26 protein-coding genes and 2 pseudogenes are annotated in these 25,760 nt (G+C 67.6%); 14 read left to right on the forward strand and 14 right to left on the reverse strand.

Annotated features, from left to right (window positions below):
* Nucleotides 1–70: 70 nt before the first annotated feature.
* The 3 genes from tadA to BST28156_RS03095 form a co-directional block, all read right to left on the reverse strand.
* Nucleotides 71–652 (reverse strand): tRNA adenosine(34) deaminase TadA, encoded by a 582-nt coding sequence (gene tadA / locus BST28156_RS03085; RefSeq protein WP_081077063.1) that lies wholly within the window; start codon nt 650–652, stop codon nt 71–73.
* Complete coding sequence (locus tag BST28156_RS03090) at nt 649–1,050, reverse strand: DnaJ family domain-containing protein (protein WP_060240081.1); 402 nt, start codon at nt 1,048–1,050, stop codon at nt 649–651. The genes tadA and BST28156_RS03090 overlap by 4 nt, the downstream gene beginning before the upstream one ends.
* A 249-nt stretch (nt 1,051–1,299) precedes the next feature.
* Nucleotides 1,300–1,569 carry a DUF4148 domain-containing protein gene (locus BST28156_RS03095; protein ID WP_060240079.1) on the reverse strand — a complete coding sequence of 90 codons (270 nt, stop codon included), beginning with the start codon at nt 1,567–1,569 and terminating at the stop codon, nt 1,300–1,302.
* A gap of 137 nt (nt 1,570–1,706) precedes the next feature.
* On the opposite strand from BST28156_RS03095, the gene BST28156_RS03100 reads away from it, so the two are divergent.
* Together BST28156_RS03100 and BST28156_RS03105 are read left to right on the forward strand one after the other, a co-directional pair.
* Nucleotides 1,707–1,877, forward strand: coding sequence for a hypothetical protein (locus tag BST28156_RS03100; protein ID WP_174901454.1), 171 nt, complete (start codon nt 1,707–1,709; stop codon nt 1,875–1,877).
* Nucleotides 1,878–2,035: 158 nt separating this feature from the next.
* Complete coding sequence (locus BST28156_RS03105; protein WP_060240127.1) at nt 2,036–3,118, forward strand: helix-turn-helix transcriptional regulator; 1,083 nt, start codon at nt 2,036–2,038, stop codon at nt 3,116–3,118.
* 51 nt (nt 3,119–3,169) lie between these two features.
* On the opposite strand, the gene BST28156_RS03110 is transcribed toward BST28156_RS03105, so the two are convergent.
* The gene (locus BST28156_RS03110; protein WP_174901455.1) at nt 3,170–4,384 is read right to left on the reverse strand and encodes an MFS transporter; all 1,215 of its coding nucleotides are present in this window, start codon (nt 4,382–4,384) and stop codon (nt 3,170–3,172) included.
* A gap of 321 nt (nt 4,385–4,705) precedes the next feature.
* Between BST28156_RS03110 and BST28156_RS03115 the strand changes: the two genes are divergently transcribed.
* The 10 genes and pseudogenes from BST28156_RS03115 to BST28156_RS03160 all read left to right on the forward strand — a co-directional run bounded on the left by BST28156_RS03115 (nt 4,706) and on the right by BST28156_RS03160 (nt 13,763).
* On the forward strand, nt 4,706–5,476 hold the full coding sequence (locus BST28156_RS03115; protein ID WP_174901456.1) for a GntR family transcriptional regulator: 771 nt from the start codon (nt 4,706–4,708) through the stop codon (nt 5,474–5,476).
* Nucleotides 5,473–7,212 carry a fumarate reductase/succinate dehydrogenase flavoprotein subunit gene (locus BST28156_RS03120; protein ID WP_174901457.1) on the forward strand — a complete coding sequence of 580 codons (1,740 nt, stop codon included), beginning with the start codon at nt 5,473–5,475 and terminating at the stop codon, nt 7,210–7,212. The genes BST28156_RS03115 and BST28156_RS03120 overlap by 4 nt, the downstream gene beginning before the upstream one ends.
* Nucleotides 7,213–7,223: 11 nt before the next feature.
* The gene (locus BST28156_RS03125) at nt 7,224–7,469 is read left to right on the forward strand and encodes a 4Fe-4S dicluster domain-containing protein (protein WP_060240070.1); all 246 of its coding nucleotides are present in this window, start codon (nt 7,224–7,226) and stop codon (nt 7,467–7,469) included.
* A gap of 50 nt (nt 7,470–7,519) precedes the next feature.
* Nucleotides 7,520–8,953 carry an ABC transporter substrate-binding protein gene (locus BST28156_RS03130; protein ID WP_174901458.1) on the forward strand — a complete coding sequence of 478 codons (1,434 nt, stop codon included), beginning with the start codon at nt 7,520–7,522 and terminating at the stop codon, nt 8,951–8,953.
* 41 nt (nt 8,954–8,994) lie between these two features.
* Nucleotides 8,995–9,870, forward strand: a complete 876-nt coding sequence (locus BST28156_RS03135; RefSeq protein WP_174901459.1) for an ABC transporter permease — start codon at nt 8,995–8,997, stop codon at nt 9,868–9,870.
* Nucleotides 9,867–10,655, forward strand: coding sequence for an ABC transporter ATP-binding protein (locus BST28156_RS03140; protein WP_174901460.1), 789 nt, complete (start codon nt 9,867–9,869; stop codon nt 10,653–10,655). Before BST28156_RS03135 ends, BST28156_RS03140 begins: the two co-directional genes overlap by 4 nt.
* 37 nt (nt 10,656–10,692) lie before the next feature.
* Entirely contained in the window at nt 10,693–11,685 is a 993-nt protein-coding gene (locus BST28156_RS03145) for a HEAT repeat domain-containing protein (RefSeq protein ID WP_174901461.1), read from the forward strand.
* Nucleotides 11,682–11,966, forward strand: coding sequence for a gamma-butyrobetaine hydroxylase-like domain-containing protein (locus tag BST28156_RS03150; RefSeq protein ID WP_174901462.1), 285 nt, complete (start codon nt 11,682–11,684; stop codon nt 11,964–11,966). The genes BST28156_RS03145 and BST28156_RS03150 overlap by 4 nt, the downstream gene beginning before the upstream one ends.
* A gap of 397 nt (nt 11,967–12,363) precedes the next feature.
* Nucleotides 12,364–13,249: pseudogene (locus BST28156_RS03155) on the forward strand (NAD(P)-dependent oxidoreductase).
* A gap of 49 nt (nt 13,250–13,298) precedes the next feature.
* A complete protein-coding gene (locus tag BST28156_RS03160) occupies nt 13,299–13,763 on the forward strand; it encodes an NUDIX hydrolase (RefSeq protein ID WP_174901463.1) in 465 nt (154 codons plus the stop codon).
* Between the two features lie 77 nt (nt 13,764–13,840).
* Here BST28156_RS03160 and thpR read toward each other — a convergent pair whose 3' ends face one another.
* The gene (thpR, locus tag BST28156_RS03165; protein ID WP_060240053.1) at nt 13,841–14,485 is read right to left on the reverse strand and encodes an RNA 2',3'-cyclic phosphodiesterase; all 645 of its coding nucleotides are present in this window, start codon (nt 14,483–14,485) and stop codon (nt 13,841–13,843) included.
* A gap of 148 nt (nt 14,486–14,633) precedes the next feature.
* Here thpR and BST28156_RS03170 point away from each other — a divergent pair, with 148 nt between their 5' ends.
* Entirely contained in the window at nt 14,634–15,251 is a 618-nt protein-coding gene (locus BST28156_RS03170; RefSeq protein WP_174901464.1) for a 3'-5' exonuclease, read from the forward strand.
* 47 nt (nt 15,252–15,298) lie between these two features.
* Here the strand turns inward: BST28156_RS03170 and BST28156_RS03175 are convergent, their stop codons facing one another.
* The 9 genes and pseudogenes from BST28156_RS03175 to BST28156_RS03215 form a co-directional block, all read right to left on the reverse strand.
* Nucleotides 15,299–16,546: a type II toxin-antitoxin system HipA family toxin gene (locus BST28156_RS03175; protein ID WP_174901465.1), complete on the reverse strand. Its 1,248-nt coding sequence runs from the start codon at nt 16,544–16,546 to the stop codon at nt 15,299–15,301.
* The gene (locus tag BST28156_RS03180; protein ID WP_174901466.1) at nt 16,539–16,877 is read right to left on the reverse strand and encodes a helix-turn-helix domain-containing protein; all 339 of its coding nucleotides are present in this window, start codon (nt 16,875–16,877) and stop codon (nt 16,539–16,541) included. Before BST28156_RS03180 ends, BST28156_RS03175 begins: the two co-directional genes overlap by 8 nt.
* A 222-nt stretch (nt 16,878–17,099) precedes the next feature.
* Nucleotides 17,100–17,636: an ATP-binding protein gene (locus BST28156_RS03185; RefSeq protein ID WP_174901467.1), complete on the reverse strand. Its 537-nt coding sequence runs from the start codon at nt 17,634–17,636 to the stop codon at nt 17,100–17,102.
* A gap of 189 nt (nt 17,637–17,825) precedes the next feature.
* A pseudogene (locus BST28156_RS03190) lies at nt 17,826–18,487 on the reverse strand (transposase family protein); the annotation flags it as partial.
* 133 nt (nt 18,488–18,620) lie between these two features.
* The gene (gene guaA / locus BST28156_RS03195) at nt 18,621–20,240 is read right to left on the reverse strand and encodes a glutamine-hydrolyzing GMP synthase (RefSeq protein WP_060240037.1); all 1,620 of its coding nucleotides are present in this window, start codon (nt 20,238–20,240) and stop codon (nt 18,621–18,623) included.
* Nucleotides 20,241–20,347: 107 nt separating this feature from the next.
* Entirely contained in the window at nt 20,348–20,950 is a 603-nt protein-coding gene (locus BST28156_RS03200) for a hypothetical protein (RefSeq protein WP_174901468.1), read from the reverse strand.
* Between the two features lie 6 nt (nt 20,951–20,956).
* Nucleotides 20,957–22,417: an IMP dehydrogenase gene (guaB, locus tag BST28156_RS03205; protein ID WP_060240035.1), complete on the reverse strand. Its 1,461-nt coding sequence runs from the start codon at nt 22,415–22,417 to the stop codon at nt 20,957–20,959.
* 347 nt (nt 22,418–22,764) lie between these two features.
* Nucleotides 22,765–23,574 carry a DUF2182 domain-containing protein gene (locus BST28156_RS03210; RefSeq protein WP_174901469.1) on the reverse strand — a complete coding sequence of 270 codons (810 nt, stop codon included), beginning with the start codon at nt 23,572–23,574 and terminating at the stop codon, nt 22,765–22,767.
* Between the two features lie 31 nt (nt 23,575–23,605).
* Nucleotides 23,606–24,370 (reverse strand): DUF899 domain-containing protein, encoded by a 765-nt coding sequence (locus BST28156_RS03215; RefSeq protein WP_174901470.1) that lies wholly within the window; start codon nt 24,368–24,370, stop codon nt 23,606–23,608.
* 114 nt (nt 24,371–24,484) lie between these two features.
* On the opposite strand from BST28156_RS03215, the gene BST28156_RS03220 reads away from it, so the two are divergent.
* A complete protein-coding gene (locus BST28156_RS03220) occupies nt 24,485–25,705 on the forward strand; it encodes a helix-turn-helix domain-containing protein (RefSeq protein WP_174901471.1) in 1,221 nt (406 codons plus the stop codon).
* Nucleotides 25,706–25,760: the final 55 nt, after the last annotated feature.

Genomic DNA, 25,760 nt, shown 5'->3' on the forward strand with positions numbered 1-25,760 from the left:
GGTCCGAACCGCGTCCGGTTCACGAACCGGCATCGCGCCCGGCTCGCGGCGGCCGGACACGATGAAGGGGCTACGATGCGCCGCCGGACGCCGCGTCGCGCGCGAGCCGCGCCTCGCGCAGCGCGCGGCGACGCTCGGCGAAGAACGACTTCAGCGCGGCGCCGCATTCGTCGGCGAGCACGCCGCCGATCACTTCGGTATGGTGATTGAGCTGCGGATTCGCGAACGCGTCGATCACGCTGCCGCAGGCGCCCGTCTTCGGATCGGCCGCGCCGTAGACGACGCGTGCGATGCGCGCGTGCATGATCGCGCCCGCACACATCAGGCAGGGCTCGAGCGTCACATAGAGTTCGCAGCCGGGCATCCGGTAATTCTGCAGATGCTGCGCGGCCATGCGCAGCGCGGCCATTTCCGCGTGTGCGGACGGATCGTGTCCGCCGATCGGATGATTGAAGCCGCGCGCAATTACTTCGTCGCCGCGCACCAGCACCGCACCGACCGGCACCTCGCCGGCCGCCCGCGCCTCTTCGGCCGCGGCTTGCGCGAGCCGCATGAAATGCAGGTCGCGCGCCGATACGGGCGTGACTTCTTCAGGGGTAGGAGAATCGGCGGCGGGTTCGGCTGCTGCGTCGCGCAGCGCGTCGGACGTCACATCGGCCCCACTTCGGCCGCTGCGTCGTCGAGCCCGCGCTCGCACAGCCGTTCGGCGATGCGCCGGCAGTAGTCGCGCGGCATCACCATCGGGCCGCCGCGCAGCGATTCGAGCGCCATGTCGAGCGCGAGGATCTTCGCCTGCAGCCGGCAGCGCGCGGCGCGGTCGCTGACCGCCTGCAGTTCGTCCTGCAGGTTGCGCAGCGCGCGCAGTTGCTCGACAGCCGGCGGCACGAAGCCCGCATTCTTCAGGATACGGTTGGCCACCCGCACCTCCTCGGGAACGAGCAGGTCGTCGTCCAGCGCTTGCGGCGCGCCGGTACCCGGCAAATCGTCGAACTCGCCCCGCGCGGCGGCGGCGGCAATACGCTGTTCGACCAGGGCGTCAAGCAATCTCATCGGTCAATCGAAACAATGCGGCAGCCGAATTCTAGCAGGGTGACGCGCGTATGACAGGCACTTCGAACGAATGCTCGATATGCGATTGACGGCACGCGCGCGCCGTGCTTGTGCGGCGTTGTTTCGGCCCTGTTTACGGGCGTGCCGGCTCGCGGCCGTGCATGATCGCCCCATCGCCGCGCCGCCGATACCCGGCGCCGGCGATCGACGCAGCCGCGATTCGTGACGGCCGCGCCGTGATGTCGGCCGCTACTGGCCGCCGTACAACTGGTTGATGCGCTCGAGCTCACCCGACTTCTGCGCGCGCAGGAGTTCGTTCCTGACCTGCGCGCGCGTGAGCGCGGTCGGACTGCCCGCCTGCGAACCTGCACCGGGCATGCTGCCCATCGACGTCGCACCGATCGCGGCATCGGACGGCGTCATCGACGACGCCGGCGCGCTCCCTTCCTGCGCGATGGCGGCCCCCGCCGCGCCCAGCACGCAGATCGCGGCCAGCGCCGCCTTGTAGATGGTCTTCATCGTGGCACCTCACATGAAGCTGTACTCCCCCAACGAAGCGGACGGCGCCGGCTTGCCGCCGTCCGCGCACTTCGACGCCCCGCCCGCATGCCGCGGAACCCGCCGCACGCGGCGTCGACCCTTCACGGCGATCTCCCATGTCGTCCCCGGACCGGCTCATCGCCATGCGCGACTTCGCGCTGCAGGCGCGTCGCGTTTCGACCGACAGGCTCGCGCATTCCGCCGCATTCGCGTTGCATCGGACGAATGCCGCGAACCGGATGCAGCGCGCTGTCCGTCACGTCAATATGGCCGGAATGGAGCAATGATAGGAACCGCCTGCCGGTTTGACGCCCCCTTGAAAGGGGGCGATTTCGGTAGTTGTCATGCAGGGCGTCTAAGCTGAACGGACAGGAGTGCACGCATGCAATCGGCCGATCGGCACAACGCCGCGCGCGAAGCCGATGCACGCTCGAGGAACGTCTCCATGTCCGACAAGCACGTCGCGCTGGCGAGTCATATCCGACGACTCTGTTCGCTCGGCGTCGAGCCGCGCCTCGTGATTCCTCATGTGATTGAAGCCGCGCGGCAGATCGTCGGCGCCGACTGGGGCATGTTCTTCTATGCCGACGAACACTACGCGCTGTCGGACGTGTACAGCGAGAACGACACGGTCCATACGGTATTGCCGTCGTACTTCATGAACGTGCACAACACGGCCCGCCAGGAAGTGCTCGGCATCACGTTCTCGGATGCGATGCGTCGCGGACGCGGCTTCGTGAACAGCGCGCATTACGACGATGCGCTGCTGTCGAGCGCGATGTATGCGGACCTGTGGCGGCCGACCTCGATGCGCCACTGCCTCGAATTGACGGCCACGGACGGCGCGCGCGGCTGGGGCAGCCTGCAGCTTGCGCGTGCCCCGGGCAGTCGTCCGTTTTCCGAAAAGCATCATCGCGACATCGAACCGGTCGCGCGGCACCTCGCGCATGCGCTGTCGCGGCCGGCTCGCCCGCCGCTGCACGAAGCGGAAGGCAGCCGGTCCGCGATCGTCGTCGTCGACGGCGACGGCCGGTTCCTGCTGCACAACGCGGACAGCCTCCGGATGCTGTCGCTCGCGACCGGCGAAGCGCTCGCGTTCTACCGTCACGACCGCCTGCCCGCCTGGCTCGCGCCGCTGCTGTCGAACGTCAACCGGATCTGGCGCGGACAGCCCGCGCCGCCTGCCACGCTCGAGCGCCGCAATGCCGCCGGCCGGTTCCGTTTCAAGGCCTATCGCCTCGCCGACACGCGCGCCGTGCAGCGCGATTTCTCGATCGTGATCTACATCGAGCATTTTGCGCCGCTCGAACTGGAAATCGAACGGCTCGGCTTCGAATTCGGCCTGACCGAGCGACAGCGCGAACTCTGCACGCAGCTCGTGCTTGGCCGCTCTCACAGCGAGATCGCAAGCGACCTGTCGTTGCGCAACAGCACGGTCATCGATCACGTACGCAAGATCTATCGCAAGCTCAACGTGCACAACCACGACGAATTGCGCAGCGTGTTCCGGACCGGCTCGCATGACTAGCGCGACCACGCCCATGCCCGGCGACACGCCAGTCGCATCGCCGAACGACCGTCACGCGGGCGCCCGCATCGTCCGCGTCTTCGCAAACGGCCGAAACGTCAACGCGATCAGGCATGCGCCGATGCCGATCGCGAACGAACCGAGGTAGAGCCAGCCGTAGCTGCCGAACGCATCGACGATCAGGCCGCCCGCGACCGGCCCCGCCGCCATCCCGAGGCTGCCGGCCATCGCACTGCCGCCGATCACCGTGCCCATCATCCGCAGCGGAAAATTCTCGCGCGCGAGCACCGGATACAAGGGCATCACGCCCGCGTAAATGAAGCCGAACAGCGTCGCGACCGCGTAGAAGCCGTCGAGCGTGCGCACGAAGTAGTAGCCGAGCGCGCCAAGCGCCTGCAGCAGCAGCCCGGCGACCAGCATGCGCTTCGCGCCGAGCCGGTCGCCGAGGATCCCGAACGCGATCCGCCCGCCCATGCCGGCGAGCCCTTCGACGCTGTAGATCGATACCGCGACGATCAACGGGATCCCGCAGGTCACCGCGTAGCTGACCGTATGGAAGATCGGGCCGGAATGCGTCGCACAGCAGAAGAAGTTGGTCAGCAGCAGGATCATGAACTGCGGCGAGCGCAGCGCGTGCGCGACCGGCATCGACGAGTCGTCGGTACCGGCCGCAACCGGCGCCGGATGCGCGGCGTCGGACGACGGCGCGCGGCGGATCAAGAGCGCCGCCGGGATCATCACGACGGCCGCCAGCCCGGCGACGATCAGCATCGACGTGCGCCAGCCGTGCGTCGATACGAGCCAGGCGGCGAGCGGCGACATCGTCATCGGCGCCATCCCCATCCCGGCCGACACGAGCGACACCGCGAGGCTGCGATGCGTATCGAACCAGCCGGTCACGCACGCCATCACCGGCGCGAAGAACGCGGCGGTCGCTGTACCAACGACGACGCCGAAGATCGACTGGAACGCGAGCAAGGACGACGCGCGGCTGGCGAGCGCGACGCTCGCCGACAGCAGCACCGCGCCCATGATGACCACCGCCCGCGCACCGATGCGGTCCGACAGTGCACCCCACGCAATGCTGGCGAACGCCATCGCGATGAAACCGAGCGTCATCGCGCCGGAAATGCCGGTCATCGACCAGCCCGTGTCGCGCGCGATCGGCCGCAGGAACACGGGCAGCGAAAACATCGCGCCGGCCGCGATGCAGCCCATCAGGCTGCCCGCGGCGACGATTACCCAGCGATATCGAGATTGCAGCATCTGGCGTCTCCTTGCGCGTATCGGTCACCGTGGGGCCGGGCGCCAACGGCGTCAACGCCGTCGCCAGCCCGGTCGACATGGGTACGACGCGCGACGCATCGGAAAATCGACATGCACGGGCACCGCGCAGGCAAATCGGTGAGGGGCGGTCGATTTTGGCGACGGATCGGGCGAGGATCGCGGGCTTCACATCGCGCCCGTGTCCGGACGGCCGCCCCGCTCCCCTTTTCCGGATTCGGAAAGTCGAAAGCAGAAATCGTTGGTTGGGACGCGCGATCGCGCTGGCTACACTCGCCCCATCTTGTCATAACAAGTCGACCGATGCCCTCACCCAATGTCGTACCGCTCACGCCCCCGCCGCTCTACGTGCAGATCAAGGACACGCTGCGCACGCGCATCCTCGACGGCACCTATGCGCCGCACAGCCGGATGCCGTCCGAGCATGCGCTATGCGCGATGTTCGACGTGAGCCGCATCACCGTGCGCCAGGCGCTCGGCGATCTGCAGAAGGAAGGCCTGCTGTTCAAGCTTCACGGCAAGGGCACCTTCGTGTCGAAGCCGAAGGCGTTCCAGAACGTCACGTCGCTGCAGGGCTTTGCCGAGGCGATGTCGTCGATGGGCTACGAGATCGTCAACCAGTTGCGCAGCCTGCGCACCGTCAAGGCCGACCGCCATCTCGCGACGAAACTGCACGTGCCGGAGGGCGCACCGCTCGTCGAGATTCACCGCGTGCGGCTGCTGAACCGCGAACCGGTGTCGCTCGAACAGACCTGGGTGCCGGAGGCGCTCGGCAAGCGTCTCGCGAACGCGGACCTCGCGACCCGCGACATCTTCCTGATCCTCGAGAACGACTGCGGCATCCCGCTCGGTCACGCCGACGTGTCGATCGACGCGATCCTCGCCGACGACGAGATCGTCGACGCGCTGCGCGTCGAGGAAAGCAGCCCGGTGCTGCGCATCGAGCGTCTGACGCACGACGCGTCGGGCACGCCGATCGATTACGAACATCTCTACTTCCGCGGCGACGCCTTCCAGTACCGGCTGCGCATCGACCGGCAGAAGACGCGCAAACCAGCAAGGAACCCGCGATGAACACCCATATCCAGGAATACGACATCGTCGTGGTCGGCGGCGGCACGGCCGGCCCGATGGCCGCGATCAAGGCGAAGGAGCGCGACCCGTCGCTGCGCGTGCTGCTGCTCGAGAAGGCCAACGTGAAACGCAGCGGCGCAATCTCGATGGGCATGGACGGCCTGAACAACGCGGTGATCCCCGGCTATGCGACGCCCGAGCAGTACACGCGCGAGATCACGATCGCGAACGACGGGATCGTCGACCAGGCAGCGGTCCATGCGTACGCGACGCACAGCTTCGCGACGATCGAGCAGCTCGACCGCTGGGGCGTGAAGTTCGAAAAGGACGGCACCGGCGACTACGCGGTGAAGAAGGTGCATCACATGGGCTCGTACGTGCTGCCGATGCCCGAAGGGCACGACATCAAGAAGGTGTTGTACCGGCAGCTGAAACGCGCGCGCATCGCGATCACGAACCGGATCGTCGCGACCCGCGTGCTGACCGATGCGCAGGGCCATGCAAGCGGCGTGCTCGGCTTCGACTGCCGCACCGCGGAGTTCCACGTGATCCGCGCGAAGGCCGTGATTCTCTGCTGCGGCGCGGCCGGCCGCCTGGGCCTGCCGGCATCCGGCTACCTGATGGGCACGTACGAGAACCCGACCAACGCCGGCGACGGCTACGCGATGGCCTATCACGCGGGCGCGGCGCTCGCGAACCTCGAATGCTTCCAGATCAATCCGCTGATCAAGGACTACAACGGCCCTGCTTGCGCATACGTGACGGGGCCGCTCGGCGGGTTCACCGCGAACGGCAAGGGCGAACGCTTCATCGAATGCGACTACTGGAGCGGCCAGATGATGTGGGAGTTCTACCAGGAGCTGCAAAGCGGCAACGGCCCCGTGTTCCTGAAGCTCAACCATCTGGCGGAAGAAACCATCCAGACCATCGAGCAGATCCTGCACACGAACGAGCGGCCGAGCCGCGGCCGCTTCCATGCCGGACGCGGAACCGACTACCGGCACCAGATGGTCGAGATGCACATCTCCGAGATCGGTTTCTGCAGCGGGCACAGCGCATCGGGCGTCTATGTGAACGCGCGAGCGGAAACGACCGTGCCGGGTCTCTACGCGGCGGGCGACATGGCCGCCGTCCCGCACAACTACATGCTCGGCGCCTTCACGTACGGCTGGTTTGCCGGGCAGAACGCCGCAGAATATGTTGCCGGTCGCGACCACGCGGCCGTCGACGACGCACAGGTCGATGCCGAACGCGCGCGCGTGCTGGCGCCGCTCGCGCGCGACCGCGGCCTCGCACCGGCGCAGGTCGAATACAAGCTGCGCCGCATGGTGAACGACTACCTGCAGCCGCCGAAGGTGACGCGCAAGATGGAAATCGGCTTGCAGCGTTTTGCCGAAATTTCTGAGGATATCGAATCGATCAAGGCCAGCCATCCGCACGAACTGATGCGTGCGGCCGAGGTGCGCGCGATCCGCGATTGCGCCGAAATGGCCGCGCGCGCGTCGCTGTTCCGCACCGAGAGCCGCTGGGGGCTTTACCACCACCGCGTCGATTTCCCGCACCGCAACGATGCCGAGTGGTTCTGCCACACGTGGCTGAGCAAGGGCGCCGACGGCGCGATGCGCAGCGAGAAGCGCGCGGTCGAGCCGTACATCGTGCCGCTCGCCGACGACGAGCGCAGCGCCTACGCGCATCTGCGCATCCGTGAACCGGCCGCGCTCGCGGCCGCCCTCTGAGGAGCCTCACCGTGCCCCATACCCCGCACGACATCTTCCTGCGCAGCAGCGCGCCCGTCACGATCGACGAGGAACGCTGCATCGCCGACAAAGGCTGCACCGTCTGCGTCGACGTATGCCCGCTCGACCTGCTCGCGATCGACGTCGGCAAGGGCAAGGCCTACATGCAGTTCGACGAATGCTGGTACTGCATGCCGTGCGAGCGCGATTGCCCGACCGGCGCGGTCAAGGTCGACATCCCGTACCTGCTGCGCTGACCCGGCGCAAGACCGGTGCATCGATTCCCTCTTTCCGGATTCCGAACATCATGAACCCCACGCTACGGATTTTCCGCCTGTTCGCCGCATCGCTCGTCGTCGCCGCCACCGGCTTCGCGCATGCCGAAACGATTCGCGTCGCGATCGGCACGCAGGACACGACGATCAACTGCGCGACCGGCGGCCTGCTGATTCGCGAACTGCACCTGCTCGACAAGTACCTGCCGCGCACCGGCAAATACCAGGGCGTGAAATACGACGTGCAATGGAAGGACTTCACGTCCGGCGCGCCGCTGACCAACGAGATGGTCGCCGGCAAGCTCGACTTCGGTGCGATGGCCGACTTTCCCGGCGCGCTGAACGGCGCGGCGTTCCGCAAGGCCGGCCGCAGCAGCGTATTCATCACCGTGCTCGACGGCAGCATCGACGGCAGCGGCAACGGCATCGTCGTGCCGACGAGCTCGCCGGCGCGCTCGCTGGCCGACCTGAAGGGCAAGACGATCTCGGTGCCGTTCGCGTCGACCGCGCACGGGATGCTGCTGCGCGCAATCAAGGCGCAGGGCTGGAACCCCGACACCGACGTGAACATCGTCACGCAGGCGCCGGAGGTGGCCGGCAGCGCGCTGAAGGCGAACAAGATCGACGCGCATGCGGACTTCGTGCCGTTCGCGGACCTGTTCCCGTATCGCGGCATCGCGCGCAAGATCTACGACGGCGCGCAAAGCCACGCACCGACCTTCCACGGCGCGCTCGTCGACGCGGCCTATGCGCAGCGCTATCCGGAAGTGGTCGTCGCGTACCTGCGGGCCGTGATCGAGGCGAACCGGCTGCTCGCGCAGAATCCGGAGAAGTACAGTCTGCTGATCGAGAAGGTCACCGGCATCGACGCACCGGTCGATTACCTGTATCACGGCCCGCTCGGCATCCAGACCCGCGACCTGACGTGGAAGCCGGAATACCGGCAGGCCGTCGCCACTGCGATCGATACGCTCAAGCTGCTGAAGAAGACCGACACCGCGCCCGATCCCGCGACCTTCATCGACGATCGCTACATCCGCGCGGCCTTCAAGGCGTCGGGGCTCGACTACGATGCGGCGCTCAAGCATTACGGCAAGCAGCCGCTCGTCGCGAACGATGCATCGACCGGCAAGCCGATTCGCGATTTCAACGATGTCGCACAGGTCTGGCTCGCCGGCGACGAAGCCGTGCGCCACTACGCGAGCCCGACCGCCGCGTTCGCCGCGTTCGCCGCGCTCGATAAGCTCGGCCCGTCCGCGAAGGTGCGCGCGGTGTACGTGCACGACCACGCGAGCGGCCTGAAACTGTTCGCCGACCAGGCGTGGTACGTGAAAGACGCGCGCGGCACGCTCACCGCGTTCCTGCTGAAGACGGGCGCCGACGCATACGCGCAGCAGGTGTCGGGTGCGGTCGTCGACTATGCGGCCGCGAAGACCGGCGCCGCGCAGGCGCTCGCCGTACGCTGAGCCCGGCTCTCCTTCTCCACTCATCGACACCGGACATTCGCATGGCCGCCACCTTCGAACTCGCCAAACGTCGTCTCCCCGACCCGCCGCGCGCGAGCGACGGCTTCGCGTCGCGCGCCGCCACGCGCGACCGCTCCACCTCGCTGCACCGCCGCGCCTCGCGGATCGCGTCGCTCGCCGCATGCGTCGCGCTGTGGCAGGCGGCCGTCCACTGGCGGCTGTCGCTCAGCATCGTCACGTTCGCGAACGTGCCCGCGCCGACCGACGTCGGCCCGGCACTCTGGTCGTTCCTGCAATCGCCGAAGCTGCCGATGCACCTGCTCGCGAGCGTCACGCGCGTGCTGGCGGGATTCGTTGCGGCGGCCGTCGCGGGCATCGGCCTCGGGCTCGCGATCGGCCGCTACCGCGCGCTCGAGGATACGCTGCTGCCGCCGCTCGAGGTGCTGCGACCGATCCCCGCCGTCGCGTGGATTCCGCTCGCGATCCTGATGTTTCCGTCGTCGGAACTCAGCATGATGTTCATCACCTTCGTCGGCGCGCTGTTCCCGATCCTGCTGAACACCGTGCACGGCGCCGAGGCCGTCGATCCGCGGCTCGTCGCGACCGCGCGCAGCCTCGGCACGCGCGGCCTCGCGCTCTATGCGGAAGTGATCCTGCCCGGCGCCGCGCCGGCGATCTTCACGGGCCTGTCGATCGGCATGGGCACCGCATGGTTCTGCCTCGTCACGGCAGAAATGATCGCGGGCCAGTACGGCATCGGCTACTTCACATGGGAGTCCTACACGCTGCAGAACTATCCGGACATCGTGGTCGGGATGGCGTTGATCGGCCTGCTCGGGATGGGCAGCAGCCTGCTCGTCAAGCGGATCGGTGCGGCCCTCACGCCGTGGTACGCGCCGCGCGGAGGCCGGCCGTGAGCGCGGCCGGGCTTGCATCGACCGCGCCGGGCCGCGTCGGCGTGCGGGCGCTGACGATCGAACTCGGCCCGCCGCACGCGCGCTTCGCGGCGCTCGACGCGCTCGACGTCGACATCGCGCCGGGTGAATTCGTCTGCGTGCTCGGCCCGTCGGGATGCGGGAAATCGACGCTGCTCGGCGCGCTCGCCGGCCATGTCGCGGCCACCGAAGGCGAGATCGTCGTCGACGGCGTGCCGGTCGACCGCCCGCATCCCGATCGCGGGCTCGTGTTCCAGCAGCACACGCTGTTTCCATGGAAACGCGTGATCGACAACGTCGCGTTCGGCCTGAAGATGAAGGGCGTGCCTGCCCGCGAGCGTCGGAGAGAAGCGGCTGCACTGCTGGAACTCGTCGGGCTCGGCGGCTACGGCGCGCACTACCCGGCCCAGCTGTCCGGCGGCATGCAGCAGCGCGTCGAGATTGCTCGCGTGCTGATCAACCGGCCGCGCATCCTGCTGATGGACGAGCCGTTCGGTGCGCTCGACGCGCAGACGCGCCGGATGATGCAGACGCTGCTGCTCGACATCTGGTCGCGGATCGGCACGACCGTGTTGTTCGTCACGCACGACATCGAGGAAGCGCTGTTTCTCGGCGATCGCATCCTGATGCTGTCGCCACGGCCCGCACGCCTGGTCGCCGACATTCGGGTGCCGCTTGCGCGGCCGCGCACCGACGACAGCACGACCGATCCCGCGTTCATCGACATCAAGCGCCGCTGCCTCGCGCTGCTGCGCGACGCGGGATGATCCCGCGCCGCCCCCTCACCGCTCCGACCATTTGCCCATGACTGCCCATTCCTCCGCATTCCCGCTGTCCGGTGCGCACGAGCACGACGCCGCTGCACTCGTCGCGCGCCTCGCCGCGCCCGATCCGTCGGTGCGCCGCATTGCGCTGTACGAACTCGCCGATCTCGAGGATCCCGATCTCGTGCCGGCATTCGTCGCGGCGCTGCACGACGATCCATCGCCCGACGTGCGTCATGAAGCCGCCCGCGTGCTCGGCGCGTGGGAACAGCCCGACGTCGTCGACGCGCTGTGCCGCGCGCTGCTCGATCCGGACGACGAAGTTCGCGCCACCGCGGCGCAGAGCCTGTCCGAGCTGAAGGACGCCGCATCCGGCCCGGTGCTGCGACGTTGGGCCGAGCGCACCGAACCGTTGGTGCGCGGCGCCGTCCTGCGCGGCCTGCGCGAACTGCGTTTCGCGGATGCGTTCGAACCCGCGCTGGATGCGCTCGACGATGCGGCCGCGGCGGTGCGCAGCGAAGCCGTCGCGGTGCTCGGCTGGCTGCGGGACCCGCGCGCGCTGGCGCCGCTCGCACGCGTCGCGACGAACGATCCGGACGCCGAGGTGCGACGCATCGCCGTGGGCGCCGTCGGGTTCGCGACGCCCGACGAAACGGTTGTCTCGGCCGCGCTGCTCGCCGCGCTGCGCGACGGCGAATGGCAGGTGCGCGAGGAAGCGGCCGCGACGCTCGGCAAGCTGCGCGTCGCGCACGCTCGCAAACCGCTCGTCGCCGCACTCGACGACGATTACTGGCAAGTGCGCGTGCGTGCGGCCCGCGCGCTCGGGCAGTTGCGCGACGCGGCCGCCGCGCCGGCTGTCGCCGCGCTGCTCGCGCATGCGATCGGCAACCTGCGCAAGGAAGCCGCGCTCGCGCTCGGCGAACTGCGCGACCCGGCTACGCTGCCGGCCCTGCACGACGCGCTCGAGGATCGCGATCCGGAGGTGCGCAAGGCCGTGCGGATCGCGATCCGGCAAATCGGGGAAGCGCCATGACGCCGCCGACCGACATCACGCTCGATCCTTCGGGCCGCGCGATGACGCTGCGCTGGCCGGACCGCGAAACGCAGCGCATCGACTATGCGCGGCTGCGCCGCGACTGTCCGTGCGCCGAATGCCGGAGGATCCGCCGTGACGGTGGCAGCGTCCCCGTGCAGCCTGACATTGCGCTGGAGCATGTGGAAGCCGCGGGGTATGGCATCCGCCTCGTGTTCGGTGACGGTCATGCGCGCGGCATCTATCCTTGGTCGTATCTGGCGGAACTCGCACAAGCATAAGACGCGTGCGGTGGAAGCGGTCCGGGTCGTCCCGATCGGCCGCCGATCGGGACGATGCTGCGCGCGTCAGGCCGCTTCGCGTCCGGATGCGACCGTGTTCGTTCGCTGCTTTGACCCTCGCCTCCCTGCGTCATCGCGCTGACGAGCATGCATCGCGTGCAACGCGGCTCGGTCGTCATCGACAACCGCAATGAACGCCGGCTCGCGGCAGACACGATTCGTGCCGCCACCTGCGTCCGTCGATCTCTCACGCACCGACGCGCGATCATGACGTCGTCATGTCCCGACGAAGACGCCGCCGCTCCTGTCTCCGAACGCTCCCCCGCCTGCACGCCCGTCGAAACGCTGCGACACTGACGCCTGCGGCATTCGTTTCCGCCTCTCCAGGAGCACGCACATGCAGACAGCAGTCGGATTCATCGGCCTCGGCGTGATGGGCACGCCGATGGCGCTCAATCTCGCGCGGGCCGGCACGCCGCTGGTCGTGTGGAGCCGCTCGAACCGCAACACCGACGCATTGCGCGACGCCGGCGCGCGCGTGGCCGACGGCCCCGACGACGTGTTCGCCGCGTGCCGCACCATCATCCTGATGCTGGCGAACGACGCGGCAACCGACGCCGTTCTTGGACGCGGCACGGCGGATTTTGCCCGCCGCGTCGCCGGACACACGATCGTCAACATGGGCACGCATCCGCCCCGAATACTCGCGCGCGCTGGCCGACGAAGTCGCCGCCGCGTCGGGCCGCTACGTCGAGGCCCCCGTATCGGGCTCGCGCAAGCCGGCCGAGGCGGGCCAGCTCGTCGTGATGCTGGCCGGCGCGCCGGACGACGTCGACGCGGTACGCTCGCTCGTGCAGCCGCTGTGCCGCGACAGCTTCGTGTGCGGCGACGTGCCGGCGGCGCTGACGATGAAGCTCGCCGTCAACCTGTTCCTGATCACGATGGTCACCGGCCTGACCGAGGCCGCGCATTTCGCGCAGCGTCACGGCATCGATCTCGCCCGCTTCGCCGACGTGCTGAACGCGGGCCCGATGGCGAGCGACGTGTCGCGCGTGAAGCTCGGCAAGCTCGTCGAATCGGATTTCTCGGTGCAGGCGGCGATTACCGACGTGCTGAAGAACGCGCGCCTCGTCGCCGAAGCCGCGAGAAGCATCGGCGTCGCGTCGCCGCTGCTCGACATCTGCCATGCGCTGTACGGCGAAACCGAGCGCGCCGGACACGGATCGGACGACATGGTCGCCGTGATCCGCGCGATCGAGCAGCGTACCGACGCGGCGCGATGAGCCGCCGGCACACACGCGGGTTTGCCCGCGACCACGCTTGAGGAACGCCATGTCCGAATCGTCGCGCGCCGCCCACCCCGTTCCTGCCGTGATCGGCGTCGTGCTTCGCGGGCGCGACGTATTGCTCGTGCGTCGCGCGAATCCGCCGGACGCCGGCTGCTGGGGATTTCCCGGCGGCAAGATCGAGCCCGGCGAGCCGGTCGCGGACGCGGCCGTGCGGGAGATCGCCGAAGAGACGAGCGTCGACGTCGAGGCATTGGACGTGTTCACCGCACTCGATGCGTTCGACCGCGATGCCGACGGCACGCTGCGCTACCACTTCGTGCTGGTCGTCGTGCTGTGCAGATGGCTGCGCGGCACGCCCGTCGCAGGCGACGATGCGCTCGATACACGCTGGTTCGGTGTCGCCGAACTCGACCGCGACGATCTGCCGATGAGCGCGGGCGTGCGGGACGTCGCGCGGCGCGCGGTTGAACGGGCGGCGGCGCTTGATGGATCACCGTGCGAGTCGTGAATGCGGGATGGCGCGATCTTTGTTGCGCTGGCCGGCCGACGACTCTCGGAAGCAGTTCGTCAATCCGTCTCGAACCGCTAGCGAAGCGCGTCGACCGACGAGTCGCCGCCTGTCATCAGCCAACGCCCGACGACGTCGTAGTGCGTCCTGCCGAGCCAGCTGTGGATCAACACGAATTCGTTCACGGTCCACGTAACCGGCTCGATGCGGGGCTGCTCGGGCCGGCGTTCGCCATACAGCAAGGTCACGTGCGGCGTGAAACGCGCGGCCGAGACACGCAGGCCGGCCCCTCGCAGAGCCTCGCGAAGCTGCTGCTGAAAAGCGATCAATGCGTCCGCTCCGGCGCTTGACGTCAGCACCACCGGTTGATGGCCGGGTCGCCCGTTGAAGCTGACGATCCTGTCGAAGGTAACGCGAAAGGCGGATGCAGCGATACGATCCGCCGCGGCACGTGCGCGCGCGATGGCGGCATCCGGCACATAAGCGAAGTCGCCCAGCGAATACAGCGTGACGTGCAGACGCTCGGTGCGCAACATCGCTGCCCTCCCGGGCGTCCCGGACCGCAGGCCTTCGGCCAGCGCGGCAATGCGCGCGGCCGCGCCCGGATCGGGCATCACCGCGAAGAAGAAGCGATGCTCGGGAACCGGTGGCGGCAAGTCGAATCCGGGTAGCGTCAGCTGGGTCACGGCAGCATGGCAGGCAAACCAGTGCGAAGCGCCCATTATCGTCATTCGGCGCCCGTCCCGCTCGCCGCGACGACGAGACGGCAAAACCGGTCGCTGCCCGGCATGGACGAGGCCATCGCCGGCGCGAAGATGCTACCCTCTCGGCCGAACCACAAATCGCCGCGAGAAGTAACAGGACTTGACCATGCAAACCGTTGCGGTACTGGACTTTGAAACAACCGGGCTTTCGCCGAATCTGGGCGACCGCGCGACCGAAATCGCCGTCATCCTGCTCCGGGACGGGCAGATCGTCGACCGTTATCAAAGCCTGATGAATGCAGGCAGACGCATCCCGTCCGATGTCGTCGCGCTGACCGGCATCACGAACGACATGATCGCGTCGGCCCCGCCCGCGTCGAAGGTCATGAAAGAAGCGGCGGCGTTCGTCGGCAAGCATGCGGTCGTGGCCCACAACGCCGGTTTCGACAAACGGTTCTGGCAGGCCGAACTCGGCCGCCTCGATGTCGACGCCGAGCACGCCTTCGCGTGCACGATGCTGGTCGCGAGACGCATCTACCCGGACGCCCGGAGCCACCGTCTATCGAGTCTCGCCGAGATGCTGCAGTTGCCGAAATCGGGCCGTGCGCACCGCGCGATGGTCGATGCCGAAATGGCCGGTCATCTCTGGTGCAGACTGCAGCACGACATTGCCCGAACCTACGGACTCGACCGGATCGATCACACGCTGATGACGCGGGTGCAGGCGACGAGCAAGGCGAAAGTGCCGACGTACTTGCGCTCGCTCGGGCACTCGCGCGGGTGAGAGTGCGTCGGCACATCAGTCTCGTTCGAAGGGATTCCTCGATATCGTCACAACCGCAAGGCCGCATCAAGATCGTCGTGTTCGAACGCACTTGCCATGCGCGCGATCTCTGCACGTCTGCAGCCGACTTCCTGGGCAACCGCCTGCCATGTCCGCGTCACGTCGGCCACCTCCCGGATCGCGGCCCGAGCCTGTTTCAGCGACAAGCCGAAAAACTCGGCCGCACTCTCGAGGAGGTCGACCGAACACGTGCCCTCGTCGAGATCGATGTTGGTCGTCAGGATGCGCGCCTTGACATCGGTTGGCGTGGGATTGAGGTCATAGGCCGGTGACAACACCCAGCCATCGCGTCCGGCCCAGAGAAAACCGTGGTTGCGCAAATGATCATCGACATTGGAGACCAGTACGTTGAAGGTCACGCGGCGATACAGCTGTGCAGCATCGGCCCGCGCTCTCGCGCCGTGTTGTGTCAGTGCGTCAACCAGCTCGGGATAACTGCCGCGCTGGCCGTCCCGCGATCCTGTCATCGACATGGCCGAGAGAAAGGGAATGCGAATATGCCCGGTACGATCGAAGCGACGCGACAACAGGACAAGCTTGCCTGCCACCTCAAGTAGCGCGTGATGCGGGGTGGAAATGCCGGCGCGTTCGGCCAGGCGCAGGGCCACCTCCTCCCAGGCTTCGATGCTGTATTCGTCGGATTCCTTCGGAAATTTGGCAATCGACAGATGACCATACTGGTCGACAACCGATGCCTTGGGACGCGCGCCACCCAGTGACGAGCCCGGCGCGAAGATCAGTTGCAGATCCTCATCGGTTTCCTCGTCCCGCAGGATGCGCTCGGTGATTTGCAGCAGCCGGCCCAATTCGATCAATGCGGGGACGCCGGCGGGCACGGGCGTCTGGAATTCGTCTCCTCCGCTTCTGCGAAATCGCAATGCACCAAGGCGTGTTTCATCCGCTACGCCCAGCAGATAATCCAGTTCACCCAGCGTCCGCACGCGCCGCCCTTCCCGTTCGGCCTGTCGACGCTCTGCGCGCTGCATGAGCCGGCGCCCCCACGTATCGGGCGCCGAATCGCCGATCGAACCAAAGACGGACTGATCCGGCGGCGGCGGAAAAACACCGCGCGTCAACGCCAGCGCCGGCTCGATCGAGAAACGCTCGTCGTCGACGAGCCAGGTCTCGTCATATTCGAACGTGACCGTTGCCTCCCGACGCGACGCATGACGCCTGAGCAGCCCCACCGGTCGCGGCACGCCGTCTAGATCGATATATACCTCGACATCAGCCATGATCGCCCTTTCCTCCGCCGCCACGACGCAACCGGACACGTTGAGGCAATGCGGCGGTTGCGAGCGACAGGCCCACTGTATCCCGGGCTGCATCGGCAACCTCCTGTAGCCCATCGAGAAGCCCGAGCGCCTGCAGCACGGCCGCATAGATGCCGATGCTCACGCTCGGATCGCCTGCCTCGACGCGCTGCAAAGTTGCCCGCGACGTGAAGGCACGCTCGGCAATGACAGCCATGGTCAAACGGCGACGGCGGCGCGCGTCGTGAATGTCGGCGCCCAGTTTTCGCAGTGCCCGCCGGACGCCGGCTGAAGGAGCATGAGGGGTCGGCATTTTGCTATCTCTGTAAGCCCGTACGGGGTTTAATGTATCACGAAGATAGCATTTCCGACCAACTCACCTGAATTGACTGAACAGTTGACGTCGTACGGACACGGAGCGCGCCGCTACCCGTGCTCCCGCCTCTATTACGGCAGTCGAAACCTCTGATTTGAATTCCACCGCAGATCCCTACGAGAGAACGCGAAGCCTCCCGTCCCCTTGCTAGCGCGACCTCTATGCATCCAATCGAAACTTGCCGCGCTCTACGGCTTCGATCACCTCGCCAAGCGTTTCATAACGGGTCTGTCCACCCGTAGCTAGAACATGCCTCTCAAGCTGTTCCAACGATGAGAACTGGCGATGGAGTGCGGTGATTGGTTCCGGGTCGGTCAACGTGTCGCCTCCACGTTCCTGGCAGCGAAGAATGGCCACATCCAGCGGCGGCCGCAGGACAACATAATGGAGTGGTGCGGCAAGTCTTCTAAAAGGCGGCAAAAACCATGGGCCGATAATGCCATCTACAACGACAAAATAACCGCCCTTGGCGTAGCCTTCCGCCACCCCTGCGAGCACATTCATGACGACGGAGTTTTGTTGTTGCGCCTCGGGCAGATAGGGCTGAATAGCACCGTTTTTGATGAAGTGCCAGAAGTCGTCAGAGTGCAGATGAACCTTGGGCGAGCCGGGTTCTTCGGCAAGGGCTTGCGCTGTCGTGGTCTTCCCTGATCCGGGCGGCCCCGTGAGAATAAGTATTTCGCCTGCGTGTTCCATAACTTGGCACCCTCCCTTCCGAACGAACAATACAGTATGCAGCCTCCAGCATGATGGCCTGACTGAGTAACAGGCGTGATATGAAGATATCGAAATGGCCAGTCAGCAAACGATTCGATATTGAATTTCGGCCTACCAGACGCGCGATATTTGCAGGCTGGCGGCCCGAACCCGAAGACCGAGACGAGCAGCACGATGCGGCACGACCAGCAAGCGCGCGGCGCACAGCATATCGAACGGCCGGTCTCGCCCCAGCTTGATGCCGCGCCCGGCGAGTTCGGGCTCGAGCAGATGATGCAGTTTTCGTGTCCCAAGCCTCGGCTGGCGAAGCCGGACGTCCCGGACCAGGGCGGTCACGACCCCGGCCGCTGAACTGCAGCGGCACTCGCTCTGGCAACGCTTGTAGTACGCTTGCCGGCTGATGCCCATATGGCGGTGGATCCGCTCGACGCTCAGCTTTTCGATCCGCTGTTGTGCGACGACCTGCCCGAAGGCATTTTTACGGTGATCCCGTAATCCTTGCGCATCACGTCGAGCACGGCCTCGAACAGCGCCGCCTTCTCCTGTGCCTCCCGCAACTGCGTTTCCAGTTCGTTGATGCGCTGCTCGGGCGTGAGCGGCTTCGATCCCCTGCTTCGGCATGGTGGCGTCCGGTGAGGCATGTCCGGATGGAGCGGCCCAATCCTGCAAGCCGTGCTTCCGTAACCATACCAGCACGGTCGAGCGCCCTGGATGCCGTAGCGCCGCTGCGCCTGTTTGTACGTCAGGTCGCTTTTTTCGACCTGCTCCACCATCGACAGCTTAAAAGCCAGACTGTAATCGCGCTGCGCCCGCTTGATCCCTTGCTCCACTTGGCCCCCCTTCGATCCTCGAAAAAGTGTCGACCTATTTCAGGACGGGTCAAAAAATAAAAAAAAGCCCGCAGCTACGCGGGCTTTGAGGCGTTTTAATACTCTTTGGTGCCGGCCTATGCCGGACGCGGGATCACTCCCACTCAATCGTCGCCGGCGGCTTCCCCGAGATGTCGTACACCACCCGATTGATCCCGCGCACCTCGTTGATGATCCGGTTCGACGCGCGGCCGAGCAGCGCATACGGCAGGTGCGCCCAGTGCGCGGTCATGAAGTCGGTCGTCTGCACCGCGCGCAGCGACGTCACGTAGTCGTACGTGCGGCCGTCGCCCATCACGCCCACCGACTTCACCGGCAGGAACACCGCGAATGCCTGGCTCGTCAGGTCGTACCAGCTCTTGCCGACATCGGCTTCGCCGCACAACCCGGCCGCCGCATCCTGCGCGGTCGCGACCGTGTTGCGCAGTTCCTCGATGAAAATCGCGTCCGCGCGGCGCAGCAGGTCCGCATACTCGCGCTTCACTTCGCCGAGGATCCGCACGCCGAGACCCGGGCCCGGGAACGGATGGCGGTACACCATCTCCGGCGGCAGGCCGAGCGCGACGCCCAGCTCGCGCACTTCGTCCTTGAACAGGTCGCGCAGCGGCTCGAGCAGCTTCAGGCCGAGCGTTTCCGGCAGGCCGCCGACGTTGTGGTGGCTCTTGATCGTCGTCGCCTTCTTGGTCTTCGTGCCGCCCGACTCGACCACGTCCGGATAGATCGTGCCCTGCGCGAGCCACTTCGCGTTCGACAGCTTCTTCGCCTCGGCCTGGAACACCTCGACGAATTCGCGGCCGATGATCTTGCGCTTCTGCTCCGGGTCGGTCACGCCGGCCAGGTGGCCGAGGAACTGCTCCGACGCGTCGACGTGCACGACCTTCGCATGCAGGCGGCCCTGGAACATGTCGAGCACCATCTTGCCTTCGTTCAGGCGCAGCAGGCCGTGATCGACGAACACGCAGGTCAGCTGGTCGCCGATCGCGCGATGAATCAGCGCAGCCGCGACGCTCGAATCGACGCCGCCCGACAGGCCGAGAATCACTTCCTCGTCGCCGACCTGCTCGCGAATCTTCGCGACGGCTTCCTCGATGTGGTCGCGCATGATCCAGTCGGCCTTCGCGCCGGCGATCTGCAGCACGAAGCGCTCGATGATCTGGCGACCCTTCACCGTATGCGTGACTTCCGGGTGGAACTGCACCGCGTAGTAGCCGCGCGCCTCGTCGGCCATGCCGGCGATCGGGCAGCTCGGCGTCGACGCGAGCAGCGTGAAGCCCGGCGGCAGCTCGGTGACCTTGTCGCCGTGGCTCATCCAGACCTTCAGCATCCCGTGGCCTTCGGACGTCTTGAAATCCTCGATGCCGTCGAGCAGGCGCGTATGGCCGTGCGCGCGCATTTCCGCGTAACCGAATTCGCGATGATCGCTCCACTCGACCTTGCCGCCGAGCTGCACGGCCATCGTCTGCATCCCGTAGCAGATGCCGAGCACCGGCACGCCGAGATCCCACACGGCCTGCGGCGCGCGCAGCTGGTGGTCTTCATACGTGCTCGCGTGGCTGCCCGACAGGATCACCGCCTTCGGCGCGAACTCGCGGACGAAGTCGTCGGACACGTCGTTCGGATGGATTTCGCAGTAGACGTGCGCTTCGCGCACGCGCCGCGCGATCAGTTGGGTGACTTGCGAACCGAAGTCGAGAATCAGGATTTTGTCGTGCATGGCTGCGGACGGGATGAAGAGAATAAGAAAAGCAGCGCATCGAGCGCTGCGTCAAAAGCATGGACAGCGGCGTCGGGCGGCAGGCGGCACGCGCGACGCATGGCCGGTCAATCCTGCATCGGCGGGCGCTCGTCGAGTGCGACGGTGCCTGACGATCTGTCGGAGGCGGCCGGGGCCGCGGAGGATGACGGTGCGACAGGCGCCGCCGGACGGCTGACGACCGGCTCGACCCGCTGCGGCGTGGCTGCCGGCATCGCCGGTTCGCCCGCAGGCTTCGCCGGCATACGCGCGTCGAGCGCCTGCGCCTTCTCGCGCCGGCGCACGGCCGACGCGAGACGCACGCCGCCGAGACCGAGCACGATCAGCGCGACGCCGGCAACCGCCGACAACACCCGGCCGGCGGCCGCGAGCGCGGGACCGTTGCCGGTGCCGATCGACCACACGACCGTCAACACGCCGGTCAGCCAGTTCACATGGCCGACCGCGCGTGCGACGGGCGCCGTCAGGTCGCCGTTGATCGCCGCATGAAACGCGAGCCACGCGAGCCCGAGCAGCGCGATGCCGAACGCCTGGCCGAGCATCGCCGGCTGGACGTTCGCCAGCTGCAGCGCGTTGAACAGCGCCTGCCAGGGCGTCAGCACGAACAGCACGCCGAACGCCAGCAGCAGCACGGCATCGATGATCAGCACGGCTCGCAGCAGCGGTTTCATCGGCAATCAGTCCACGTGGTAGTTCGGGGCTTCCTTCGTGATCTGCACGTCGTGCACGTGCGACTCGCGCATGCCCGCGGCGGTGATCTGGACGAATTCGGCCTTGTCGTGCAGCTCGTCGATGGTCCGGCAGCCGCAGTAGCCCATGCTCGCGCGCACGCCGCCGACCAGCTGGAACAGGATCGCGTTGACCGAACCCTTGTACGCGACGCGACCTTCGATGCCTTCCGGCACGAGCTTGTCGATGTTCGCCGAGTTGTCCTGGAAGTAGCGATCGGCCGCGCCGTCCTTCATCGCGCCGACGGAACCCATGCCGCGATACGACTTGTACTGGCGGCCCTGGTACAGGAACACGTCGCCCGGCGCCTCTTCGGTGCCCGCGAACATGCTGCCCATCATCACCGCGTTCGCGCCGGCCGCGAGGGCCTTCGACACGTCGCCCGAGAAACGCACGCCGCCGTCGGCGATGCACGGCACGCCGGTACCCTTCAGCGCTTCGGCGACGTTCGCGATCGCGCTGATCTGCGGCACGCCGACGCCCGCGACGATCCGCGTCGTGCAGATCGAGCCCGGGCCGATACCGACCTTGACCGCGTCCGCGCCGTATTCGACGAGCGCCTTCGCAGCGGCGGCCGTCGCGATGTTGCCGCCGATCACCTCGACGTGCGGGAAGTTCTGCTTGACCCAGCGCACGCGCTCGAGCACGCCCTTGCTGTGGCCGTGCGCGGTATCGACGACGATCACGTCGACGCCGGCCTGCACCAGCAGCTCGACGCGTTCTTCGTTGTCCGGGCCGACGCCGACCGCCGCGCCCGCGCGCAGCTTGCCGTGCTCGTCCTTGCACGCGTCCGGGTGCTCGGTCTGCTTCGTGATGTCCTTGACGGTCATCAGGCCGCGCAGTTCGAACGCGTCGTTGACGACCAGCACGCGCTCGAGGCGGTGGCTGTGCATCAGCGCCTTCGCTTCGGCGAGCGGCGTGCCTTCCTTGACGGTGACGAGGCGCTCGCGCGGCGTCATGATCGACTTGACCGGCTCGTCGAGGCGCGTTTCGAAACGCAGGTCGCGGTTCGTGACGATGCCGACGAGCTGCGGGCCCTCGACGACCGGGAAGCCCGAGATGCCATGCTGGCGCGACAGCGCGATCACATCGCGCACCTTCATCTGCGGCGGCACCGTGATCGGGTCGCGCACGACGCCCGACTCGAAACGCTTGACCTTCGCGACTTCGCGGGCCTGCTCGGCCGGCGTGAGGTTCTTGTGGACGATGCCGACGCCACCCTGCTGCGCCATCGCGATTGCGAGACGACCTTCGGTGACGGTGTCCATCGCGGCGGACACGAGCGGCATGTTCAGGGAGATGTTGCGGGTCAGCCTGGTCTTGAGGCTGGTGTCGCGCGGCAGAACGTCGGAGAAGGCCGGGACGAGGAGCACGTCATCGAAAGTGAGTGCTTTTTGGATCAGACGCATGGCAAATCCTATGGGCGCAAAAGCGAATTATACGCGAAGCGCCGTGAATTTTCACAACACGAACAACGGGTTAGCCGTTTCCGGACGTTCGGGGGCCGAATCGTTCGAATCGTCGTTCGGTTCGTTTTCGATCGCCTTTCGTTTCACCCCGGCAGGGAGCCGTTCGCGCAACGGGCCGCGCCGATCGCCAATGCCCGTGGCTGCCGGGCAACGCAGGACGCGCCGCCGGCCGCTTCGCAAGGCCGCTGGGACAACGGCGGCCAACCCGCGCTACGTCGGCGTCGGGCGCTGGCGCGCGCCGTTTCGCGCCGCGGCCGGCCGAAGGAACGTCACGCACCCTCCTCGCGTTACACAACGCCTGCCGCGCGGGCGAGCATCGCGATACCCGCCCCGATGGCGATCCCGCCAACGATCTGCGCGGTGCGCCGGCCCGCCGGCATCAGCCGCTCGGCCGCGATCGCGACCGTCACCGCGGCCATTGCGCGCAGGTCCATGATGCCGGCCGCCAGCGCGACGCCCATCAGGTTCCCGCAGCACGCGCCGCAATCCAGCGCGGTCCGGATCCCGAGCCGCCAGGCGGCGCCGGCGCCCGCGCGCGGCACGTCCCCGTCGGCCGCCGCATGCCGGCAGCATGCCAGCCGGCGCGCCTTCCATCCGGAGAATTGCAGCGCGCCCGCGCCGAGCACCGTCGCACCGGCCGCGAACGGCACTGCCTGCGCGAGCGCCGGCAGTCGCGCCGTGGCCGCCATCAGCGCGTCGCCGAGCGGAAATACCAGCATGCCGACGGCCATCCACGCCGAGAAATAGCCGGCCGCCATCGCCGCGACATACGCGCTCGCGCGCATGCCGCCGGGCACGCTCGCGCCGAGGCGCCGCCGGTAGCGCCACAGCGCCGGCGCGAGCACGGGCAGCATCATCGTCACGATCATCGCGCCCCACATTTCGGAGAACGCCGCGAATGCGTCGCCGACCCGCGAGCCGCACGGACGCAGCCAGGCGGCCGACATCGTCCAGCCGCCGTGCATCGGCATGCCGGCCATCGCGTCCATCGATGCGTGCTGCACCAGCATCGCCGCGGCGGCGGCCGCGAACACCGCGGCGAGCACGGCACCGAATCCGCGCCAGTCGACGCCCGCCCTGACGGCCACGGGTTTCATCGTCCGCTCCGCTCGTCTTGCCCGACCGCGCTCAGCCGAGCGCGTACTCGTCGTGCCGGCGCCACCAGACCCCCGTCTCGTTGCGCCCGCGCGGCGCACGGTCGAGCCACTGGTACATCCCCCACAAGCCATCGAGGCCGCGCGCATAGGTCGAGTACGTGTGATAGACGACGCCGTCTTCGCACACGAACGCGCTCATCCCCGGCCGGTCGAGCGAGTACGTGGCCGCATCGGTGCCGCACGTCGCCGCGAACTGCGCGACGGCCGGCGGCGGCGGATCCATGTCCATCGCGTGGCCGGCGCGGGCGTAGTTGTATTCGACGTCGCCTGCGCGCTGCTGTGTTTCGGTGAACGACACATTGAAGTCGAAGTTGAAATCGCTGCCGACCGACGACGCCCACGGAAACCGCCAGCCCATCCGCTGCCGGTAGGCCAGCAGCTTCGCGAGCGGTGCGCGCGACACGGCCGCGAGCGTCACGTCGTGATTCGCCAGATGGACGGCAAAGCCGTCGAAGCCGTCGGCAAGCGCCGAGCAGGACGGGCATCCGGTCCGGTAGTCGGGGCCGAACATGAAGTGATAGACGAGCAGCTGCGAGCGGCCGAGAAACAGGTCCGCCAGCGTCGCCGGCCCGTCGGCGGTGTCGAACCGGTAGGTCTTGTCGACCCGCACCCAGGGCAGCGCCTGGCGCCGCCGTGCGAGTTCGTCGCTTTGCCGCGTCAACGCCTTTTCGGCATCGAGCAGCGAGGTCCGCGCAGCCAGCCATTCGTCGCGCGTTCCGGTCGGGTGAGTCGTCATCGTGGGTGCCTCCATTCGGTCTGTATCCGGGCACGGCGTACCGGGCCGTGTGCGTGGTGCTAGATTAGTGCCGGGCATCGAGCCGGAGGGAGTGACAAGTGTGTCGGGATTCGAATGGATTCGCTGATCACCGCGGCCGCGCGCGCGCTCGCGGCCGGTGATGCGCTCGGCGCGCTGAACCGTGTCGCGCTGCGCGACGATGCGCCCGCGCTGGCCTTGCGTGGCATCGCGATGGCGCAGCTCGGCGACTTCGAGCGCGCGCGCGTGCTGGTCCGCGGCGCGGCACGCGCGTTCGGCGCGAAGGAAGCGGTGGCCCGTGCGCGCTGCGTGGTCGCGGAAGCCGAGATCGCGCTCGCGTCGCGCGACCTCGGCTGGCCGTCGCGCGCGCTCGACGCCGCATGCGCGACGCTCGACGCGCACGGCGATCGGGCGAATGCCGCGCATGCGCGCTATCTGCGCGTGCGCCGCCTGCTGCTGATCGGACACGTCGACGAAGCGGAACGGCTGCTCGCGACGCTCGATCCCGCGCCGCTGCCCGCAGCATCGCGCGCCACCCACGAACTGATCGCGGCCGGCATCGCGATGCGCCGGATCCGCGCGCGCACCGCCCGCGCGGCACTGGCACGCGCACGCGACGCCGCGCGCGACGCCGGCATCGCCGCGCTGACGGCCGAAGTCGACGCCGCATGCCGGCTGCTTGCCGCCCCGGCGGCGCGGCTCATCGCGCGCGGCGCATCGCGGCTCGTGTCGCTCGACGAAGTCGAGGCGCTGCTGGCATCGAACGCGCTCGTCGTCAATGCGTGCCGCCATACGGTGCGCGACGCACGCACGACCGTGTCGCTCGCGCGCCGCCCGGTGCTGTTCGAACTCGCTCGCCTGCTCAGCGAAGCATGGCCGGCCGACGTGTCGCGCCACGCGCTGGTGGCCGCCGCGTTCCGCGCGAAACAGGCGGACGAGTCGCATCGTGCGCGGCTGCGTGTCGAGATCGGACGGCTGCGCGCGGTGCTGCGGCCGCTCGCGAATCTCAGCGCGACGCCGCGCGGCTTCGCGCTCGAACCGCTCGGCGTGCGCGAGACCGTCGTGCTCGCACGCCCGGTCGACGACCGCCACGCCGCCGTGCTCGCGCTGCTCGCCGACGGCGAAGCGTGGTCGAGTTCGGCGCTGGCGCTCGCGCTCGGCGCGAGCCAGCGCACCGTGCAGCGCGGACTCGACGCACTCGCGGAAGCCGGCAAGGTGCAGGCGATCGGGCGCGGCCGCGCGCGACGCTGGATGATGCCGCCGCTGCCCGGATTCGCGACGACCTTGTTACTCCCCACGCTGGTACCGGGCGACTAGGATCCGTTTACGCAGGCAGCACCCGACGCACTCCCTACCGAACGACGAGGCGACG

Origin of the sequence: Burkholderia pseudomultivorans, assembly GCF_902499075.1 — a bacterium.
GTDB classification, from domain to species: domain Bacteria; phylum Pseudomonadota; class Gammaproteobacteria; order Burkholderiales; family Burkholderiaceae; genus Burkholderia; species Burkholderia pseudomultivorans.

What these genes read in the sequence shown, in the direction of transcription:
- BST28156_RS03090 (WP_060240081.1), bottom strand. Translation starts at nt 1,050, where the DNA reads ATGAGATTGCTTGACGCCCTGGTCGAACAGCGTATTGCCGCCGCCGCC.
- BST28156_RS03095 (WP_060240079.1), bottom strand. Translation starts at nt 1,569, where the DNA reads ATGAAGACCATCTACAAGGCGGCGCTGGCCGCGATCTGCGTGCTGGGC.
- BST28156_RS03100 (WP_174901454.1), top strand. Translation starts at nt 1,707, where the DNA reads ATGTCGTCCCCGGACCGGCTCATCGCCATGCGCGACTTCGCGCTGCAG.
- BST28156_RS03105 (WP_060240127.1), top strand. Translation starts at nt 2,036, where the DNA reads ATGTCCGACAAGCACGTCGCGCTGGCGAGTCATATCCGACGACTCTGT.
- BST28156_RS03110 (WP_174901455.1), bottom strand. Translation starts at nt 4,384, where the DNA reads ATGCTGCAATCTCGATATCGCTGGGTAATCGTCGCCGCGGGCAGCCTG.
- BST28156_RS03115 (WP_174901456.1), top strand. Translation starts at nt 4,706, where the DNA reads ATGCCCTCACCCAATGTCGTACCGCTCACGCCCCCGCCGCTCTACGTG.
- BST28156_RS03120 (WP_174901457.1), top strand. Translation starts at nt 5,473, where the DNA reads ATGAACACCCATATCCAGGAATACGACATCGTCGTGGTCGGCGGCGGC.
- BST28156_RS03130 (WP_174901458.1), top strand. Translation starts at nt 7,520, where the DNA reads ATGAACCCCACGCTACGGATTTTCCGCCTGTTCGCCGCATCGCTCGTC.
- BST28156_RS03135 (WP_174901459.1), top strand. Translation starts at nt 8,995, where the DNA reads ATGGCCGCCACCTTCGAACTCGCCAAACGTCGTCTCCCCGACCCGCCG.
- BST28156_RS03145 (WP_174901461.1), top strand. Translation starts at nt 10,693, where the DNA reads ATGACTGCCCATTCCTCCGCATTCCCGCTGTCCGGTGCGCACGAGCAC.
- BST28156_RS03150 (WP_174901462.1), top strand. Translation starts at nt 11,682, where the DNA reads ATGACGCCGCCGACCGACATCACGCTCGATCCTTCGGGCCGCGCGATG.
- BST28156_RS03160 (WP_174901463.1), top strand. Translation starts at nt 13,299, where the DNA reads ATGTCCGAATCGTCGCGCGCCGCCCACCCCGTTCCTGCCGTGATCGGC.
- thpR (WP_060240053.1), bottom strand. Translation starts at nt 14,485, where the DNA reads ATGGGCGCTTCGCACTGGTTTGCCTGCCATGCTGCCGTGACCCAGCTG.
- BST28156_RS03170 (WP_174901464.1), top strand. Translation starts at nt 14,634, where the DNA reads ATGCAAACCGTTGCGGTACTGGACTTTGAAACAACCGGGCTTTCGCCG.
- BST28156_RS03175 (WP_174901465.1), bottom strand. Translation starts at nt 16,546, where the DNA reads ATGGCTGATGTCGAGGTATATATCGATCTAGACGGCGTGCCGCGACCG.
- BST28156_RS03180 (WP_174901466.1), bottom strand. Translation starts at nt 16,877, where the DNA reads ATGCCGACCCCTCATGCTCCTTCAGCCGGCGTCCGGCGGGCACTGCGA.
- BST28156_RS03185 (WP_174901467.1), bottom strand. Translation starts at nt 17,636, where the DNA reads ATGGAACACGCAGGCGAAATACTTATTCTCACGGGGCCGCCCGGATCA.
- guaA (WP_060240037.1), bottom strand. Translation starts at nt 20,240, where the DNA reads ATGCACGACAAAATCCTGATTCTCGACTTCGGTTCGCAAGTCACCCAA.
- BST28156_RS03200 (WP_174901468.1), bottom strand. Translation starts at nt 20,950, where the DNA reads ATGAAACCGCTGCTGCGAGCCGTGCTGATCATCGATGCCGTGCTGCTG.
- guaB (WP_060240035.1), bottom strand. Translation starts at nt 22,417, where the DNA reads ATGCGTCTGATCCAAAAAGCACTCACTTTCGATGACGTGCTCCTCGTC.
- BST28156_RS03210 (WP_174901469.1), bottom strand. Translation starts at nt 23,574, where the DNA reads ATGAAACCCGTGGCCGTCAGGGCGGGCGTCGACTGGCGCGGATTCGGT.
- BST28156_RS03215 (WP_174901470.1), bottom strand. Translation starts at nt 24,370, where the DNA reads ATGACGACTCACCCGACCGGAACGCGCGACGAATGGCTGGCTGCGCGG.
- BST28156_RS03220 (WP_174901471.1), top strand. Translation starts at nt 24,485, where the DNA reads ATGGATTCGCTGATCACCGCGGCCGCGCGCGCGCTCGCGGCCGGTGAT.